We start from the raw sequence: 16,856 nt of genomic DNA, 5'->3' as shown, positions 1-16,856 counted from the left end.
GGGAGGGTAGGGGGACGGACGTGCCATGACTCGATCCTCTCAAGGAATCAAGTCTCCATCAGACCCGGCGCGGTTCAGGTCCAGGTGTGCCAGGATCCGCTGTCGAAGCCGACCAGTTCGATTCCCATCTGCCGAGTGCCTGAGTAGGGGAACGTCTCGCGTCGGACCAGTCGTTCCGGCAGGCTCCCGGCCGATGCATCCCAGCCGCCATCGGCGATATCGGCCAGCAGACCGGGAACGTCGGCAGCGGCGAAAGCGACCCCGAGCACGTGCATGCCCGGTTTGCTGGCTTGCTCGCACGCGATCTCAGCCTCGTGGGGGCTGGCGAACCAACTGTCCCAGCCATTGGGATCCACTGGCACCAGGTCCACCACGCACTCGCTCAGCGACACCAGGCCACGACCCGGGAGGCCCGCGTCCTGCCAATCCTGGCGATCGGCGCGTGTAGCGACCCGATAGCCAGCAAGGATGTAGCCGGGGTCCACCGCGCTATCTCCTCTCACGATCAGTTGTCCGGGCAGTCGGCCTGGACCCAGGTTGCGGTGAGGTCCCGACAGACGATGATGATGGACCCGGTGTGGCAGGCGATCTCGTGGGCGCATCCGTCCGGGTGCGGCAGCACCTCGTCCAGGATGACCTCACCGAGGCGAGTCACCAGAGGCATGTCTGATGCGGTCTCCAGCGTGAAGCTGGTCACGCCGGTGTAGCGGATGCTCAGGTCCTCCTCGTGCTTCCAGCAGTTGTGCCGGAATCCGAGCTGCATCCAGCCGCCATCGCCGTCGTCACCAAACAGGATCTTGTCCAGCTTCAGATCATGGACGCACCGTGCGCTGCTGAAGTCGTAGTGGCCGGGCTCGGAGGCGTAGGCTGCGGCCCCCTCGGGCAGCGCCGCGCCGAGCTCGGGTAGCCGGTCGAGATACGCCTGCGGGCTGATCACACCATCGATCTCGCCGACAGTGGCGGAGAAGTTTACGTACTTCACTGGTCTGCCGATCGTGGTGTCTGCGCGTGGGCCTGGCTTGGCATGACTTGTTCCTGCTCGGTGGCTCTGCTGGCAAGGTAGTCGGTCCAGTCTCTGCGGGCGTAGGTGACCCAGCGGACGGCGGTGTTGAGGTGAAGGCCGAGGAGGTCAGCGAGGATCTCGGCGGGCAGGTCGGAGGCGAGGGCAGCGAGTGCTCCGTTGCGGGCGGGCCGGGCGCTGATGCCGTGGCGGTTGAGCTGAGTGGTGAGGCTGGTGAGGTCGAGGGGCCGGCCGGGGATGCGGCCTGGGAACAGCCAGCGGATGTCTGGTCTGTGGGCGATCATGAGGCGGGGCGGCGGCTGGGCGGCCAGTTCGCGGATAAGGGCACCGAGCCGGGGCGGGAGCAGGACCGGGTGGCGACCAGCGGTCAGATAGGTGTGTCCGCCCTTCTCGGTGATCTGGTCGGCGCTGAGATGCCGGATCCGCTGGAGTTGAAGGCCGAACAGCAAAACAAGGGCTCCGGCGGCGCGGACACCGATGGGCAGGGTGTCGTCGGTGAGGCAGCGTTGAAGGAGCCGCCACCGCTGGTCGTCGTCGAGGAGGTCGGCGGGTTCTTGGCGCGGGATGGCCGGGACGGTAAGGCGGCGGCTGAGGCCGCGATCGGCGGTCCAGGTGAGGAAGTATCTGGCGCTGTTGCGCCGCTGGGTCTGTTCCTCGTCGAGCCAGCGGTCGACGTCGTCTTGGCCAAGCTCGGCCAACGTGGTTCCCTGTTGATCGATCCAGGCCAGCAGGTCGAGGGCGATCATGATCCGGCGGCGCAGCTGGCGGCCGATCGAGGCCGGGAAGGCGCGCCTTTGGACGCGGCTGCGGGCTCGACGAAGCAGCGACCAATGCAGGAACGGGCGGACGAGATTGGCGTGTTCGATCGGCTTATCTGCCAGGTGGTGCTCAAGCCAGGCGAGGAGGCGTTCGAGGTCCTCATCGCGCTGGGGCAGGACTCCGGTCTGCACCAGGGCCTGCCGGATGTAATGGAGGTTGCGGGTGGGCGGTAGCTCATCCAGCAGGTCGTGGGTGATCGGTCGGTTTTCGGCGACCAGGTGGGTGAGAATCTTGGCGCTGGGGCTCTGCCGGATCCAGCGGATGGCGGTGAACGGCAGGTGGACTCGGGCGAAGGCCTCGGCGAGGGGCTGGAGTTCGGGTGCGACGGCGCCATCGGGGCCGGTGAGCAGCGCGGTGACCTTGTCGGCCAGGACGCAGTAGGCGCAGCGGCCGTGGCCGTAGGGGTATCCGGATCGTCTGCACTGGCGACAGGTGAAGTCGATGTCGTGTCCAGCGCAGGGCCCGCAGATCCCGGCGCCGTTCGCGTCTCGTCCGATCAGCGGATGGGGTTGGTGACAGTGCGCGCACGCTGCTGGAGATCGGACGATGGCGGTGTAACAGCCCTGGCAGACGGGGCCGATCGGCCAGTAGGTCTGGACCGGCATGTCCCGTTGGCAGCGAGCACACGTCGTGCGGGGCCGCTCGTCGCGGGCGTAGCAGGTGTGACAGATCGGCTCGTCGGAGGTGATCCGCACGCAGGGGCGTACCCGTCCGCAGCGTGAGCAGGTCCGCTCGGGCCCTCGGTAGCAGTTTCCGCAGAGGTCGGGCTGGTCATCGTGGGCATTGCGGCGGATCTTCCCCATCTTGCCGCATCTTCCGCATAGGCGTAGGGGCCGTCGGTGCTGGTCGTAGCACAGGTGACAGTAGGCTCCCTCCTCGGCGAGCAGGGCGGCCGCCGCGGTCCTCCCGCAGGACACGCAGGTGTGCTGGGGCTGTTTCCAGCAGCCGACGCACAAAGCGCCGCCATCGGGCAGACGCACGGCCGGATGGCGGACGCGGCCGCACTCGCGGCACTCCTCGACGACCTGGGGATCGCGACGGTAGCAGCGATGGCAGATCCCGCCCTCGGGCCGCTTGGCCACGATCTGCACCCCGGTGGCACCGCAGCGTCCGCACGTCCCGTTCTTGCGCGAGCGGGCGTCGCAGGTGCCGCAGATCCGCCCTTCTTCGCGCAGTTGCCGAAGGTCGGTGCGGATCGTCCCGCAGCGGGCGCAGGCGGGACGGACGACCGGGTGTCCGGCCTCGTGCAGAAGGTGGATCAACCGCAGCAGCACCGGTGGGCAGCGCGAATCACCCGAGGTGAGCGCGCCGGGATGGGCGGCCATGTGCGCGGCCAGTTCCTCCAGGAACCGGGCCGGGCCCTTCACCGTGATCGGCACCGCGGCCTCCATCGCGGCTATGGCCTCTTCAGCGCCGAGCATCGGCAGCGCGGTGATCACCTGAGTGACGGCGGCGTGCATCGCGGCTTCCAGGCGCGCGGCCTGCCGGGCGGCCGCCGGCCGCGCCGTCACAGGCCCTCGGGCCGGCGGATGGAGGTGCGGCGCACCGCCGGAGCCGGACTGCTGCTCTCACCGGCGGTCTTACGGATTTTGGCGTTGACAGCCTCGACCTCGATCAGGTCGTTGGGGGTGCAATCGAGGATGTCGCAGAGCGCGGCGAGGGTGTCCATCGACAGCCGCTGTGGCGGCTGGGTGACCAGGCGGAACACCTGTTCCCGCGAGAGCTGGATGCCGCGTTCGGCCAGCAGCGGGACCAGCTCATGGACTTCATCTGCGATGCCCGCTATGGATGGTTGTCGATCTGTGTGGAGCGGTTCGGGCGGGCACCGGCGCAGATCCTGCACGAGTGGAACTCGATCACCCATGTGACCGAGTTCGAGGGCCAGCCTGCACGTCGCCCGCTCACCTATGAGGAGGTCCAGGCCCTGTTCGACGCCGCCGACGGGCGGGTGGAGGACAAGCGGGAGCGGGGCCGCAAGGGCGCGCTGACGGCGATGCGGGACTCGGCCACTGCTGAAGGCGTTCTACGCAGCCCGTTCTGGTACTGCCGCCCCGTCGACACCGTGAAGTTCGGGTTGTTCGCGCGAATGTGATCGAAGAACGCCTCAACCTCGGCAGGCTCCCATTCCCACGGATACTGGTTGGTGATTCGCGAACCGGCGCACCAGCGACAATCGCGGCTTGATCGTCGAGTCCCACTTCAGGAACCGAGTCCGCTGCTGCCGCGCCCACCCCTCCAACATCGCCTCGAACACCGCCGGTGCAGGGTCCAGATGCAGGACGTTATCCACCAGCACCAGGTGCGCCGCACCCGGCAGATCAACCGCTCGACCCACTCCCACCTCCGTTACATCAGATGCAACATTGTTGGGACAGGGCCACTCTCGCGCAAGAGGCCCAGGCAGATCAGTCGATCATGCGACGACATCAGCGAATGCGGCCCGGATGACCTGCGCTAACGCCATCATCGGGATGACAGGAGTGTTGCATCCAACGCAATTCCGCCCGTTTCGACTGGGAGCTGATCGCCAACCAGTACGACCAGATGATCAAGTACGCGACGGCGCTGCGGCTGGGCACCGCCGAGGCGCATCAGATGCTGCGCCGCTTCACCCGCGGCGGCCCCAAGTACCCCACCTACCGGGCCATCGAGGAACTCGGCCGGGTGATCCGCACCGTCTTCATCTGCGACTACCTGGCCGAAGAGGAACTGCGCCGCGAAATCCACGAGGGCCTCAACGTGGTGGAGAACTGGAATTCGGCCAATAAGGACATCTTCTACGGCAAGGCCGGTGATCTGACCGGCGACGACCGTGAGCATGTCGAGGTCTCCGCGCTGGCCCTTCACCTGGTCCAGGCGGCGATCGTCTACCTGAACACCAGGATGGTACAGATCGTCCTGGCCGAGCCGAAGTGGCGAAAGAAGCTCACCGACGCCGACCGGCGCGCCCTGTCGGCTCTGTTCTGGTCCCATCTGAACCTGTACGGCAGGTTCGAGCTCGACATGAGCAAACAACTCGACCTCGGGCCGGGGCCGAGCGCCGAGGGCCAACGGTCAGATGACCCGCTCTGAGCGACGAGCGATCTTGGGGTTAGACCGAGGCGAGCCTCATGAGCCACAACGGCGATCTTGGGGGAGGGCGTGGGACGGCGTCCCCCGCCGCCCGTCTCGCAGCCGTAGAAAGGCACGCTCAGGCAGGGTAGGGGCGAACATCTGCGCGAACATGAGGACGACGGGATCAGCACCGCCCACACGCCATCTTCCGATTCAACACCTGAGCGGAAAACCTTGAGGAGTCCGCGGGTCACGGCTGTCCGGGCGTCCGCGGAACGAGCAGCCCGCGGTTGAACGCCTCGGTGACGGCGGCGGCGCGGTCGTTCACCCCGAGCTTGGTGTAGATGTTCAGCAGGTGACTCTTGATCGTGGCCTCGGTGATGAACAGCCGGGTGGCCGCCTCGCGGTTGGTGTTCCCGGCCGCCACGAGTTCGAGGACCTCCAGCTCGCGGGGGCTGAGCAGCTGCGGCGCGGGGGCCCGCATCCGGTTCATCAGCCGGGCCGCCACCGAGGGAGACAGCACGCTCTCGCCCCTGGCCGCGGCCCGCGCACCACGCAGCAGGTCCTCCCGGGGGGAGTCCTTGAGCAGGTAGCCGGTCGCGCCCGCCTCGATCGCCGGCAGGACGTCGGTGTCGGAGTCGTAGGTCGTCAGCACCAGCACGCGCGCGGTGACGCCGAGCCGGGTCAACTCGGTGATCGCGGCCAGCCCGTCCATGCCCGGCATGCGCAGATCCATCAGAATTACGTCGGGCCGCAGTTCCTGGGCCAGCCGCACCGCGTCAGCGCCGTCAGAGGCCGCGCCCAGCACCTCGAATCCGGGCGCGGAAGCGAACATGCTGCTCAGCCCATCCCTGACAACAGGGTGGTCGTCGGCGATCAGCAGCCGGATCGGGGTGCCGGTCATGCGCCGCTCCCGGTCAGCGGACAAGGGACGCAGGCCGAGATGCCGGTGCCGGCGCCGGGCTCGGACTCGACACGCAGGCTGCCGGACAGCTCTTCCACGCGCTGCCGCATGATCGTCAGGCCGAACCCGCCGGCCTCAAGGCACGCCAGGTCGAAGCCCTTGCCGTCGTCGCGCACGTCTAGTGCCACCTCGTTCTCCAGGTAGGACAGCGTCACCCCGGCTCTGCTCGCGTGCGCGTGTTTGGCCACGTTAGCCAGCGCCTCTTGTGCCGTGCGCAGCAGCGCGAACTCGGCCTCCGGTGTCAGCGGGCGCGCCGTGCCGGTCGTCGTGACCTGGACGGTGACCCCGTGCAGCTTCGACCACCGGTCGGTGACGTCGGCGAGTGCGTCGCTCAGGCGCGCGCTCTGCAGCGGTTCGGGCCGCAGTGCGTCGACCGAGCGCCGTGCCTCGGCCAGGCTTTCCCTGGCCAGGTTCTTGACGGCGTTGAAGGGCCGGCGCCACGGCGCCGGGACCTCGTGCATCTGCTCGGCTGCCTGCAACTGCGCGATGATCCCGGTGAGCCCCTGCGCCAGAGTGTCATGAATCTCGCGGGCCATCCGCTGGCGCTCGTCGAGCACGCCCGCCTCCCTGGCCTGGGCGAGCAGCTGGGCATGCAGGCCGGCGTTCTCGGCGAGCGACGCCTCCAGCAGCCGGTTCGTCCGGCTCAGCTCTTCGAGGGTCTGCTCGCGCCGCTCCTCCTCCTGCTCGGCGAGCCGCAGGACCCAGGCGCAGCTGCACATCATGGCGATGTTGAAGGCGACGATGATCCCGTACATTGTCAGGCCGAGCGCGTCCGTTTTGGGGATGCCGGATGCCTGCGCCGTACCGGCCAGGACCGCCGCGGCGGTCACGCCCAGCAGCCGCCACGGCCAGCGCAGGACCGTGAAGGAGTAGATGTAGGCGGCAGGGGTGAAGAGCCCGAAAGCGGGGTGACGGGCAACTAGGACCGCGGTGATCACGAGCAGTCCCGCGACGAACACACCCATGATCCGTGGCTGGTCCCACCAGCCGGGACGCAGGGTGAATATGCCGAGCATCCACGCGGCCGCCAGCCCGCACAGGCCGAGGTCGATGAGCAAGGCGCCGCCCGACCAGTCCTCCACGATCATCAAGATCGCGACGAGGAGCGCCAGCAGCGCGTACGGCACCACGTTGACCAGAAGGAACGGCGGCTGTTGCGAAATCTTCCTGCTCAAAACTCCCTCTCCCCGCGAGATTCTATTCCCGGCGCCTATTCCCAGCGGAACCAGCGGACCGCGATGAACGCGCACACCGTCGCGTAGGCCGCCAGGGTCAGCAGCGGCGCGGCGGACGGGAAGTCGCCCAGGTACGCGTCCTGGAAGGCCCCCATGCCCGCGCCGAGCGGGGTGTAGTGGGCGATGTTTGCCAGCAGCGGCGGCATCTGCGAGATCGGTATCCAGAGTCCGGCGAAGAACATCAGCGGGAAGAACAGCACCGTGCCGATCGCCGTGGCCGGGCCACGCCCGGGTGCGAGGGCGGTGATCAGCAGGCCGATCGCGAGCAGCGCGGCTGCCGCGAGCAGCCAGGCGAGGGCGAAACCGAGAGGGTGCTTCGGCAGCTCGACGCCGAAGCCGAGCCCGGCCACCGCGAGGAACAGGATCACCGCGATGACCGCGATGGCGAAGTTGGCCACGAGCTGGGCGGCGAGTACGCGAGCCGGGCCGACCGGGGTGGTCCGCATGCGCCGCAGCACGCCGTTCTCCCGGTATCCCGCGAGCGTGGTCGGCAGGGAGGCCGTGGCCAGGATGGCCAGATTGAACAGGATCAGAACAGGGACGTACAGGTCGAAGTACGTCAGGCCGCCGCCGCCCTCCACGGGCTCCCGCAGATCGGAGATGCTGCCGAGGACGATCAACAGGACCAGCGGGAAGCCGATACCCCAGAGGGGGGCGACCTTGTCCCGGACGCACAACGTGCTCTCGGTCTTGATGAGCCGCCACGTCGCGGAACCTCGCTGGGCGGTGACGGGGGGTGCGGTGGTGCGCAGGGCTGACATGGGTATGAGCTCCTTTCTCTGTGATGTGTTACCGGGGGCCGGGTTCGAGGCGCTTGCCGGTCAGCTGGACGAACGCGTCCTCCAGGCTTGCCTGCTCGACGCGCAGCCGTTCGGCCACGATCTGGTTGCGGGCCAGCATGGTGGTGACGGCGTTGAGCGCGTTGTCGTTGCCGTTGACGATGACCAGATCGCCCTGGCGGGTGACGCTGGAGACGTCGGGCAGGCTCGTCAGCAGGCGGTCGTCCATCGGCCTGGACGGGCGGAACTGGATCCGCTGCTCGATGCGCGCCCGCTCGGTCAGACCGGTCGGGGTGTCCACCATGAGGACGCGGCCGGCGTCGATCAGCGCGAGCCGGTCGCACAGCCGCTCGGCCTCCTCCATGAAGTGGGTGACCAGCACGATCGTCACCCCGCGAGAGCGCACGCCCTCGATCAGGTCCCAGGTGTCGCGCCGGGCCTGCGGGTCGAGACCGGTGGTGAGCTCGTCGAGGATCGCCACCCGGGGGTTGCCGATGAGCGCCAGCGCGATCGACAGCCGTTGTTTCTGGCCGCCGGACAGCTTGGCGTACCTGGTCCTCGCCTTGTCCGCCAGGCCGAGGCCGTCCAGCAGCGCGCGCCAGTCGGCGGGCTCGGGGTAGAAGGAGCTGTAGAGCTCCAGGGCCTCGGCGACCTGTAGCCGCTCGGGGAGGTGGCCGGCCTGCAACTGGACGCCGAGCCGCCGGGTCAGCTCGGCATGGTCTCGGAGGGGGTCGAGCCCGAGCACCCTGATCTCACCGCGATCCGGCATGCGGAGGCCCTCGATGCACTCCACGGTCGTCGTCTTGCCGGCGCCGTTCGGGCCGAGGATGCCAAAGATCTCACCCTCCTGAACGGTGAGCGAGACATCATCGACCGCGACCTTGTCCTCATAGCGCTTGTGGAGGTTGCGTACCTCGATCACTGGTGGCATGCCTGTCCTTCCGGCGATGTGCTGTGGCTCCTCAGCCTGCTATGACCAGCGCTTTTCCGGCATCGACCAGTGGTCGGGACCTGGCGATCCACCGATCGGTGGATCGCTGTCCGCCAGACGACGGACACCATGAGGTGGCGAGACTGGCCTGATGACGAGTAAGGCCGATGGGCACGAGGCAGCGGGGGCCGTAACGATCAGTAGACAGCCGGGCACGGTGACTGGTGAGGGCGCCGTGTGAGACGCGCATGGGAATACCGGCCTACAGGCGTGAGACACGCAGCCTGATCACTACGCGACGTTCACTGATTGCCCTAGGAAGGCGGCCAGCAGAGCGATCGATGTGAGGGACTCGGCCCTCGGGTTCGAGGTACGGCGCAACAGCCCCACAAAGGTCAGCGATTACCGGTGTCTGGCCACGCGGGGCATGCGGCTAGACGCTGGCCCACAACAGAACAAACACACCCCGCGCCCTGACTACGCCCTGTACAGGGTCTTCTTTGGCTGGCGGGGCACGGTGTCGCCCTTCAGGTGCCCATACACCGTCGAGCGCGGCACCCCGAACAAGTCCGCGATCTGCTGGACGGTCTTGTCCCGCGTGTCGTACAGCTGCTGGGCGAGGGCGGCCTGGTCGGCGGTGAGCTTCGGCCGGCGTCCGCCGACCCGGCCGCGGGCACGGGCGGAGGCCAGGCCGTCCATCGTGTTGGCCACGATCAGCTCACGCTGCAGCTCGGCCAGGACCGACAGCATGCCGAACATCGCGCGACCCTCCATCGTGTCGGTGTCGATGCCCTGCTCGATCACATGCAGGCCCACCCCGCGTTCGCGCAAGCCCGCCCCGAGGGTGACCAAGTGCAGAACTGAGCGCGACAGCCGGTCCAGCCGGGTGACCTTCAGCGTGTCGCCCTCGCGCAGCAGCTTGAGAACCAGGTCGAGGCTGGGCCGGGAGGCCTTGGCGCCACTGGCCTTGTCCAGATGGATGTCATTGCGCTCGACGCCCGCGCGCAACAGCGCGTCGATCTGGTGGTCGGGGTTCTGGTCGGCGGTACTGACCCGCGCGTAGCCCAAGAGCATGATCGTTATCTAGGGTTGCAGGACCCTTTTAGCAGCTCAGAGGACGATGATCTCTTCTTTCACGTATGGCAAGTAGACCGCAGCATGCCAAGCATGGTCGGGTTTAGTGCGCAACATTTGAGGGTGGAGAGGCGACCAATCAGCGATGGGCCGTTGCGATGAGGCGTCGTCGTGCGGCGTGGGCAGGTGGGCCCCAGGTGGTTTTGCCTCCCGGGCGGGCCGCTAACGCTGGCGTCGCCGATGAGCCGGCCTCTGAAAGCGCGCAGCACTGCCCATCCGCAGAGGGGCGTCCGGGGCCGGCTGGTAGGCGGCGGGGAAGAACCGCTGGCGTCGTCCGGCAGCAAGGTCCAGGCGGAGGCGGGGGCAGCGACGGTGACGGCTGAAGCCCCCGCCAGCCGGCCACGTCGCCATCACCGTCCTGAGCCGTGAACGGTGCCAGCTGTGCGGCCAGGACACCGGCGGTCAACGCGAGATCGACCAGAGCGGGCGGCAGCGCACGGAGTCTGTCCAGAAGCGCCATGAGAACAAGTAACCACAGCGATCCGCCCGAGCACATCGCCGGTGCGAGGGACTTCCGCGCACGCTTCTCCGTCACAGGGGCGAGGGAGAGGATCGCCCCCGCCGGCGATCACATCCCGCGGTCGAGCGCGGATTCTGGGTGGTATGACCCTCACTCGGAAGCCCTTCATCCTCGCTCCGCTCCTCGTCCTGGTCTACGGCGTCGTCCACATCCTTGACGGGCTCGACGGCACATACGGGCCCGGCCTCGCGTGGACCGCGGGCCACCTCGCCTTCCTTGCTTCCCTGACCCTGTTCGCACCGCTCGTCCTCGAATTGGCCCGCCGGGCGAAAAGCCGACGGATGGCGGGCGCGGTGGCGGCGTTCAGCCTGCTCGGTATCGCGGCCGGCGCCGCCCAGTTCACCATCGACCTGGTCGTCGGGTTCCTCGCGGCGGACCGGGCGGAGATGGGGAGGCTCTTCGACCAGGTCCAGGCCGCCCCGGGAGCAATTCCCGTGATCTACATCGTCGTGCCCACGTTCTTCTATGTCGGCCTGGTGATCCTGGTCGCCATGGAGGCCTCCGCCGGCCGGATCCGCTGGTGGAGCCCGGCGCTCGTCGCGCTCGGCGTCGTCGTCGTGGTCGTCAGCAGGGACCTCCTCGTGCTCAGCGCCCTGCTCAACTTGGCAGGGCTCGCCCCGCTGAGCAGGGAGCCCACTCGCGCGGGCGCCGTGCCGTCGGCAAGGCGTACGGCATAGGCGAACCCAGGGTGAGCCGGCCCCACCTGGACCAGGGGATCGCGGCCTCCACGGCCGGTATCGGCCCGCCGACTCCCGCGTGAGCAGGCGTTCTCTGCCAGGGCGACCCCTCGGCCGGGCACGGCACACACCTCCTCGCCTTCACCACGACGACAAGAACCTCAACGAAGAGGGAGAAGCTTCATCGAGCCCGAAATCCCCTCAACCACCAGATCGACGTGCTCTACAGGGAAACGCCCTGGTCCTGGGGCTGGATGACCTGGAGAGGGGCTCGGAAACTCGGAGGTTGTTTCTTATCTGGAACCGATGCAACCGATGCAACGTATGAGCCCACGGGGCCGATGAGAATCCGACCAAAGGAAACGCATGGGGAATCACCATAAAGGCACACTGAGGATCGTCTTCACCGTGGAAGATCTCGCGCTCACCCGGATGGCCACCCGGACCGATCTCATGTGGGAGATGGTGGGCAGTCTCCACCGCTTGCAAACCCGTGACGGCGGCAGAGCGATGACCGCGTGGCGGCGGCAGGCTCACATCCGGCTGACCGAACGTGGCCTGCTCCCGTCCGTACACGCCTTACTGCTCCCGCTCGCTCCGCTAGGGCCGTATTTTCCCGATTTCCTCACACCGATCGAAGCACAGGTGGGGGACGAGCACGGCATCCAGGCCTTCCTGGACACCCCTCGAACGCGCGTCCGAGATGAAATGGAACTCCTGCGCCGCAGCGCCGACCTACCGTCCTCCGGCCTGGAGGATCTCGCACGCGGCAATCCGCAGACTATAGGACGCCTCGGGCGTGTCGGGGCCGAGTACTGCCGGGCCGTACTCACCCCGCACTGGCCCGAGGTCGACGGCGCACTGGCTCAAGAGCGCGCCGTCATGCTGCGTCACCTGGCCACAGGTGGTGCCGAGCAGGTGCTCGCCAACCTGGAGCCCGCGATGCGCTGGCGCCCTCCCATTCTCGAGGTCGACTATCCGGCTGGACTGAATCGGGAGATCTTTCTCCGGGGACGAGGGCTGACGTTGATCCCGTCCTACTTCTGCCAGGCGAACCCGGTCGCGCTGGTGGACCTGCGGTTGCCGCCTGTGCTGGCCTATCCGGTCCCTCGCCGGGGCGCTCCGAATACTTCCGCGGGCGATCCGCTGGCGGCGCTGCTGGGCCGGACGCGAGCGGAGATCCTTCGCTGCGTCGCGCTGGTTCCGGGCTGCAGCACCGGTGAGCTGGCCCGCAGAGCGGGGGTCTCGTTGGCCACAGCGAGCGAGCACGCCCGCGTACTACGCGAGGCCCAGCTGATCGCCAGCGTCCGGCAGGCCAACCTGATGCTCCACCACACGACCGCGCTCGGCGCCGAGCTTCTCACCGGGCCGTCGCACACGCGGTGGAAGGGGACTCTGAGGGTTCACGAAAGGCCGGCGGACGGGCGTTGACCCGGTCTTTCGGGTACCGCCGAAACACCTTTACCGAGTGATCACCTCTCACCGATCCTAGAAGCGGCTCACATGTGATCGAGCACGGCACGCCCGAAGCCCACGTCTCGATCTCTAGGAAAGGAAACCTTAAAGGCTGCCGCCACTCGGTTGATCAGTGCGTACGGCGGCGGGGCGCCAGGACCTCGGTTACCTTGGCGATGGCTTCGGCGCCGGGTTTGACGTAGCGCATGGCGGTGCGGGGGTTCTTGTGGCGGGTTTTGCCCATGATGAGCTGCAGCGGGATCTCGGCGTCGCCGAGGTGGGTGGCGGCGCTGTGGCGCAGCTGGTGCAGGTCGAGGCCGGCGTGCTTGTCGAGCAGGACGCGGGCGCGGTCGTAGCCGAGGCGGGCGCGGCCGGTGTGCGGGCAGATGTCGCCGGCGGACGCTGAAAATTCCGGGCGTAACCGACAAGCTCAACACGAAGACCACCGAGGTGGTGGGCCTCCCCGATGACGCCCTCGCCACGCTGGCCAAGCATCTGTACGTGCAGCCCGATCCCGACCACTTCGAGCAGGGGGAGGACCATACGCTGCTGGCCATCAAGTACCCCGCCCACGACAGCGGTATGAGCGCGGAGGAAGCCGGTAAGGCGCTGTTCGGTGCCATCGCCGCCCTGCCGCCCATCGAGCAGCACAAAAGCTCGCGTCCATCTACAACGCCATCTCCGAGGCCGTGCTCGGGGTCCATGGCCCGCGCCTCCAAGGGCTGAGCAAGGAAGGAACGGCCACATGGGTGACTACTACGATTCCCAGACCGGCTACTGGTACAAGACCGAGGACATCGAAGCGCTCCAGAACAAGCTGCCCAAGAACTGGGAAGACACCAACTGGGGCAAGACCGTCGGGGCATTCGTCGTCGCCAACGAGCTGTGCAAGGCGCTCACAGGCGAGCCCGCGCATTTCACCCCGGAGGACTAACCGAGAGACCATGCGGCAGCACTGACCTACCCGTTCGCACCATCCTGGCCGTAACCGCCTGACCTGGCCGGTGGGACCGGTTCTTGAGCGGGGGACACCCTCGCGGGGAGGGGCGTCAGCCGATTCGGCTGGCGCCCCTCCCCCCCGTTCTCGGCCTGTCGACCACCTCACACCTGGATCACCACGTCTGCGTGGGGCTGTTAACGGAGTAATGCAAGACCCCGGACGAGGTGCGCACCTGCACGCGGGCGTAGGCGGACCCCCTGGTCGGGGGGAGCGTGGCGACGTTGTTGCTGATGGGACCGAATCGTCCAGTTCGATTGAGGCGTTGCCATCCCGTGCTGGTGACCGCGCTGCCATTCTTGATGATCGTCAGGTTGTACGTGTACATACTGGCGTCGGGCGTTTTGATTTGGTAGAAGTCCGCGTAAAGCCAATTACCTGACTTGCTGATACACGGTTCGGTGTTCGGGTGATCGGTGCAACCACCATTCGCGTACGCCGGGCTCGCGATCACGCCGGACATACCGATGATCACCAGGAATGCGATGATCAGCGACCGTATGTTCCTTCTCTTCATCGGCTTCTCCCCTTGCCGGGCACAGAGTGTGCCGCCGGATATCCCTTCCGCTTCTAGGATCGGTGAGAGGTGATCACTCGGTAAAGGTGTTTCGGCGGTACCCGAAAGACCGGGGGTCAACGCCTGTCTCTCGGCATGCGGGTGGCGTCGGACACTGAGGGCTTGCGACGTAAGTGGCCGCCGGCGTGGCGGGCCGAGGAGGGCGCGGACGGGTGGCACTGGATTGGGGTGGCGACGATGATGACGACGATGATGATAACGATCCGGGTTTTCCGGAGGAGGGGCTCGAGGAATTCGTGTTTCGGTTTTGGCCGGCTGAGGCACGCGACTAGCAATAAGAAATGACAAGGCCCCGAACGGGACAGCTCGCTCGGGGCCTCTATGTCTCGCTAGTTAATGCGTTCGTTCATCGCATTGTAAAGGTGGAGGATGAAGTCTTCATCGTGCAGGATTCGGTCGTTCTGGTAGAAGCGTCCGAGCCCTGCGATATGGTGTACGTCGCCCCAGTCTCGATTCTCCTGCTTGGGGATCAGGGATACTGAGATGGCGACACCCGGCATATAAGGTGCTCCCTTGTCTGTGGGCTTGTCTTTTTGCCAGCTCACCCAGGAGCCTTGATAGGTGCTCTGGAAGGGGAACTCGTCGCACTCCTGCTTATCGGTGTCCCATGGAGCAGCGCCCCCCGTGTAGGGATTGCCGGTCCTGATGCCGTAGTCGAAGGCGCAGATCTTGAAAGAGCGGTAGTAGTTCCGGCCCTTCCGGGGTCCGGCTTTCAGGCGGGTCAGCGGCGTGGCGGGGCTGAAGCCCGGGAATTTCTTCTCTGTTCCGAAGGCCAGATGCCGTGGCCACAGTTTTCGATCTGTGGTGCTGGTTGAGGGTGTTGTGATGTTGGGGGTTAGGTACGCCTTTGAGATGTGGGCGTAGGCATTCGGGAAGGTGTTTTCATGGAGTTCCAGCGCGCGCATGTTGTGGTCGAAGATGCATCCGCGGGGGAAGTACCTGTTCTCCGTAGAGGAGTCACAGCGAATGAGCGCCTTCGCTGAGCGGTTCTTGTACATCATTCCCTGGACATGTGGAACCGTGAGAGACAGCTGGATGGTGCATTCGGACAGTAGATTGTTCCCGCCCCCGCTCCAGCCGGTCTCCGGGGATTCGACCTTGAATGTCACCTTCCGGCTGTTTTGCCAGTAGTGCCGGTTCCCAGCGAAGACCTGGGGATGGTTGGCGTCGACCACCTGTCGGCACGAATTAGCCGGTGACCCCTGCACCATGAGGCCGAGTGTGAACACCTGATCCCTGAGCAGGACGCCCTTGACGGCGTCATTCATGGCTAGGGTGATGACGTCGATTTCAGTCGTACGGGAATCGTTGGCGGTGCGACCGATGGTCATCAAGACGAACTCTGCCTGGTCGGTCACCTGCCAGCCGAGTTTTGTCTTGACCTCCACGGTGAATTTCGGTTTCTGGCTGACGCACCAGTCGTGGGGACCCGGCGTCCATCCTCGCTCATTCTTTGGCGGTACCCGGGTGGTTGCCGGGCGGTAGAAGGAGTCGTTCCGGGCAATGCAATCGGCGGGCTGGATGCGGTTGTAGGCGGGCGCGGCGACGAGCCCTGAGGCTGCAGTGGTTGCGCGCTCACTCTTGGTGCTAGGTGCAGTGGTGGGCTGTGGAGTTCCACCAGCTGAGATGACAGCTTCATCTGCGGTGATAGCTTTGTCGTAGATCCGGACATCATCCAAGGCGCCGCTCATCCGGGTGCCGAGGGTGGTGAAGCCGGTGGCGCGCCAGGCGGGGAAGCTGATTGTCTCTGACTTGATCGCAGCGCCGTTGAGGTACAGCGTTGCCTTCTTTGAAGCGGCGTCGTAGACGCCCGCGAGGTGGAACCACTCGTTAACGGGCGGCTCGACCTGCGAGCGCACGCCTTCGGTCGTGGCATCGGGAGAGTCGGCGCTGGTGAAGGTGAACACCAGGCCGTCCTCCGGTGTGTTGCCGAGGTGGAAGGGAGCCTGGTGCAGTCCCTTCTGCTCGACGACGGTGTAGGCGCCGTCCTTGTCGTCCCAGCGCAACCATGCGGTGACGGTGAAGTTCCCATCGGTTGGGATCAGAGCTCCGGCGGTGTAAGCGAGGGCGTCATCGGTCGGCTCGATCACGCTCACCTGGAATTCTTGCCAGTCCGACCACGCTGAGCTGGTGCCGGCGGCGGTGTTGAGAGCGCGGGTGCGCCAGCGCGCCTTCCAGCCGTCTTGGAGCCTTCCTTCTGCCACTGTGATCCTGGCCGGGGCCCCGGAAGCGATGTTGTCCAGCGCGCCGGTCCAGATTTGGCCGGTGCCCTGTTCGGTCGCGGCGGGGTCGTGCTCGACCTCGTACTCCACGCGCAGCGGCTGGCCAGCTGGGTCGGTGACCTGTGCCAGCAGCGCCGGCGTGAGGCTTGTGGTCACGGTTTGGCCGTTGACCTGCTGGGACGGGTCGATCTGGAGGGCGGTTACTGTCGGTTGACCGCCGGGGTCGGGCACATCCACCGTAGCGGCCAGCCAGTCCGACCACGCCGAGGTCGTAGTAGCGCCGGTGTTGACAGCACGAGCGCGCCAGCGGATCTTCCAGCCGTCGGTCAGCACCGCAAAGTGACGAGTCCCATGAGAACCCACAGCCACCACAGTTTCCTGATCGTCTGCCACGGTGGGTTACTTGCGGGAATTCTGCATTCTCGCAAGTTGCAGCCAGCCTGGCAGTGCGCAACAGAAGTTAATTCCTGA

The 16,856-nt window shown here is 66.6% G+C and carries 18 protein-coding genes; 6 read left to right on the top strand and 12 right to left on the bottom strand.

Translation table 11 applies throughout. The features are described 5' to 3' along the window. Positions 1–74 precede the first annotated feature (74 nt). Genes ACTMTF_RS47520 through ACTMTF_RS47505 form a run of 4 tightly spaced genes read right to left on the bottom strand, consistent with a single transcriptional unit; the run spans position 75 to position 3,683 of the window. Complete coding sequence (locus tag ACTMTF_RS47520) at positions 75–485, bottom strand: hypothetical protein (protein ID WP_441116686.1); 411 nt, start codon at positions 483–485, stop codon at positions 75–77. A gap of 20 nt (positions 486–505) precedes the next feature. Then, positions 506–937, bottom strand: a complete 432-nt coding sequence (locus ACTMTF_RS47515) for a hypothetical protein (RefSeq protein WP_441116685.1) — start codon at positions 935–937, stop codon at positions 506–508. A 41-nt stretch (positions 938–978) separates the two neighbouring features. Beyond that, positions 979–3,351 carry a hypothetical protein gene (locus tag ACTMTF_RS47510; RefSeq protein WP_441116684.1) on the bottom strand — a complete coding sequence of 791 codons (2,373 nt, stop codon included), beginning with the start codon at positions 3,349–3,351 and terminating at the stop codon, positions 979–981. Continuing rightward, the gene (locus ACTMTF_RS47505) at positions 3,348–3,683 is read right to left on the bottom strand and encodes a helix-turn-helix domain-containing protein (protein WP_441116683.1); all 336 of its coding nucleotides are present in this window, start codon (positions 3,681–3,683) and stop codon (positions 3,348–3,350) included. Before ACTMTF_RS47505 ends, ACTMTF_RS47510 begins: the two co-directional genes overlap by 4 nt. Before the next feature lie 21 nt (positions 3,684–3,704). Between ACTMTF_RS47505 and ACTMTF_RS47500 the strand changes: the two genes are divergently transcribed. Both ACTMTF_RS47500 and ACTMTF_RS47495 read left to right on the top strand, forming a co-directional pair. Further along, complete coding sequence (locus ACTMTF_RS47500; protein WP_441116682.1) at positions 3,705–3,932, top strand: hypothetical protein; 228 nt, start codon at positions 3,705–3,707, stop codon at positions 3,930–3,932. Positions 3,933–4,327: 395 nt separating this feature from the next. After that, positions 4,328–4,912, top strand: coding sequence for a Tn3 family transposase (locus tag ACTMTF_RS47495; protein ID WP_441116688.1), 585 nt, complete (start codon positions 4,328–4,330; stop codon positions 4,910–4,912). 232 nt (positions 4,913–5,144) lie between these two features. Here the strand turns inward: ACTMTF_RS47495 and ACTMTF_RS47490 are convergent, their stop codons facing one another. The 5 genes from ACTMTF_RS47490 to ACTMTF_RS47470 all read right to left on the bottom strand — a co-directional run bounded on the left by ACTMTF_RS47490 (position 5,145) and on the right by ACTMTF_RS47470 (position 9,877). Beyond that, positions 5,145–5,798 carry a response regulator gene (locus ACTMTF_RS47490; protein WP_441116681.1) on the bottom strand — a complete coding sequence of 218 codons (654 nt, stop codon included), beginning with the start codon at positions 5,796–5,798 and terminating at the stop codon, positions 5,145–5,147. Beyond that, complete coding sequence (locus tag ACTMTF_RS47485; RefSeq protein WP_441116680.1) at positions 5,795–7,033, bottom strand: sensor histidine kinase; 1,239 nt, start codon at positions 7,031–7,033, stop codon at positions 5,795–5,797. Before ACTMTF_RS47485 ends, ACTMTF_RS47490 begins: the two co-directional genes overlap by 4 nt. Positions 7,034–7,068: 35 nt before the next feature. Then, positions 7,069–7,854, bottom strand: coding sequence for an ABC transporter permease (locus ACTMTF_RS47480; protein WP_441116679.1), 786 nt, complete (start codon positions 7,852–7,854; stop codon positions 7,069–7,071). A 28-nt stretch (positions 7,855–7,882) separates the two neighbouring features. Continuing rightward, complete coding sequence (locus ACTMTF_RS47475; RefSeq protein WP_441116678.1) at positions 7,883–8,803, bottom strand: ABC transporter ATP-binding protein; 921 nt, start codon at positions 8,801–8,803, stop codon at positions 7,883–7,885. 477 nt (positions 8,804–9,280) lie between these two features. Next, positions 9,281–9,877 (bottom strand): recombinase family protein, encoded by a 597-nt coding sequence (locus tag ACTMTF_RS47470; RefSeq protein WP_441116677.1) that lies wholly within the window; start codon positions 9,875–9,877, stop codon positions 9,281–9,283. Positions 9,878–10,540: 663 nt separating this feature from the next. On the opposite strand from ACTMTF_RS47470, the gene ACTMTF_RS47465 reads away from it, so the two are divergent. Further along, the gene (locus tag ACTMTF_RS47465; protein WP_441116676.1) at positions 10,541–11,134 is read left to right on the top strand and encodes a hypothetical protein; all 594 of its coding nucleotides are present in this window, start codon (positions 10,541–10,543) and stop codon (positions 11,132–11,134) included. Between the two features lie 408 nt (positions 11,135–11,542). Next, positions 11,543–12,565 carry a winged helix-turn-helix domain-containing protein gene (locus tag ACTMTF_RS47460; RefSeq protein ID WP_441116675.1) on the top strand — a complete coding sequence of 341 codons (1,023 nt, stop codon included), beginning with the start codon at positions 11,543–11,545 and terminating at the stop codon, positions 12,563–12,565. A 154-nt stretch (positions 12,566–12,719) separates the two neighbouring features. Here the strand turns inward: ACTMTF_RS47460 and ACTMTF_RS47455 are convergent, their stop codons facing one another. Then, entirely contained in the window at positions 12,720–12,851 is a 132-nt protein-coding gene (locus ACTMTF_RS47455) for a hypothetical protein (protein WP_441116687.1), read from the bottom strand. A 191-nt stretch (positions 12,852–13,042) separates the two neighbouring features. Here ACTMTF_RS47455 and ACTMTF_RS47450 point away from each other — a divergent pair, with 191 nt between their 5' ends. Continuing rightward, on the top strand, positions 13,043–13,315 hold the full coding sequence (locus tag ACTMTF_RS47450) for a hypothetical protein (RefSeq protein ID WP_441116674.1): 273 nt from the start codon (positions 13,043–13,045) through the stop codon (positions 13,313–13,315). Between the two features lie 19 nt (positions 13,316–13,334). Beyond that, a complete protein-coding gene (locus ACTMTF_RS47445) occupies positions 13,335–13,523 on the top strand; it encodes a hypothetical protein (protein ID WP_441116673.1) in 189 nt (62 codons plus the stop codon). 178 nt (positions 13,524–13,701) lie between these two features. Here ACTMTF_RS47445 and ACTMTF_RS47440 read toward each other — a convergent pair whose 3' ends face one another. Beyond that, entirely contained in the window at positions 13,702–14,103 is a 402-nt protein-coding gene (locus ACTMTF_RS47440) for a hypothetical protein (protein WP_441116672.1), read from the bottom strand. A 389-nt stretch (positions 14,104–14,492) separates the two neighbouring features. Continuing rightward, positions 14,493–16,778, bottom strand: a complete 2,286-nt coding sequence (locus ACTMTF_RS47435; RefSeq protein WP_441116671.1) for a LamG-like jellyroll fold domain-containing protein — start codon at positions 16,776–16,778, stop codon at positions 14,493–14,495. Positions 16,779–16,856: the final 78 nt, after the last annotated feature.

Origin of the sequence: Nonomuraea sp. ZG12 (genome assembly GCF_052068115.1) — a bacterium.
Taxonomy (GTDB): domain Bacteria; phylum Actinomycetota; class Actinomycetes; order Streptosporangiales; family Streptosporangiaceae; genus Nonomuraea.
Note: the sequence above shows the minus strand (reverse complement) of the source record. Positions and strands in the feature narration are given on the sequence as shown.

Excerpts from the sequence above, each read along its gene's own strand:
- ACTMTF_RS47490 (WP_441116681.1), bottom strand. The coding sequence starts at position 5,798 with ATGACCGGCACCCCGATCCGGCTGCTGATCGCCGACGACCACCCTGTT.
- ACTMTF_RS47470 (WP_441116677.1), bottom strand. The coding sequence starts at position 9,877 with ATGCTCTTGGGCTACGCGCGGGTCAGTACCGCCGACCAGAACCCCGAC.
- ACTMTF_RS47440 (WP_441116672.1), bottom strand. The coding sequence starts at position 14,103 with ATGAAGAGAAGGAACATACGGTCGCTGATCATCGCATTCCTGGTGATC.
- ACTMTF_RS47480 (WP_441116679.1), bottom strand. The coding sequence starts at position 7,854 with ATGTCAGCCCTGCGCACCACCGCACCCCCCGTCACCGCCCAGCGAGGT.
- ACTMTF_RS47465 (WP_441116676.1), top strand. The coding sequence starts at position 10,541 with ATGACCCTCACTCGGAAGCCCTTCATCCTCGCTCCGCTCCTCGTCCTG.
- ACTMTF_RS47475 (WP_441116678.1), bottom strand. The coding sequence starts at position 8,803 with ATGCCACCAGTGATCGAGGTACGCAACCTCCACAAGCGCTATGAGGAC.
- ACTMTF_RS47445 (WP_441116673.1), top strand. The coding sequence starts at position 13,335 with ATGGGTGACTACTACGATTCCCAGACCGGCTACTGGTACAAGACCGAG.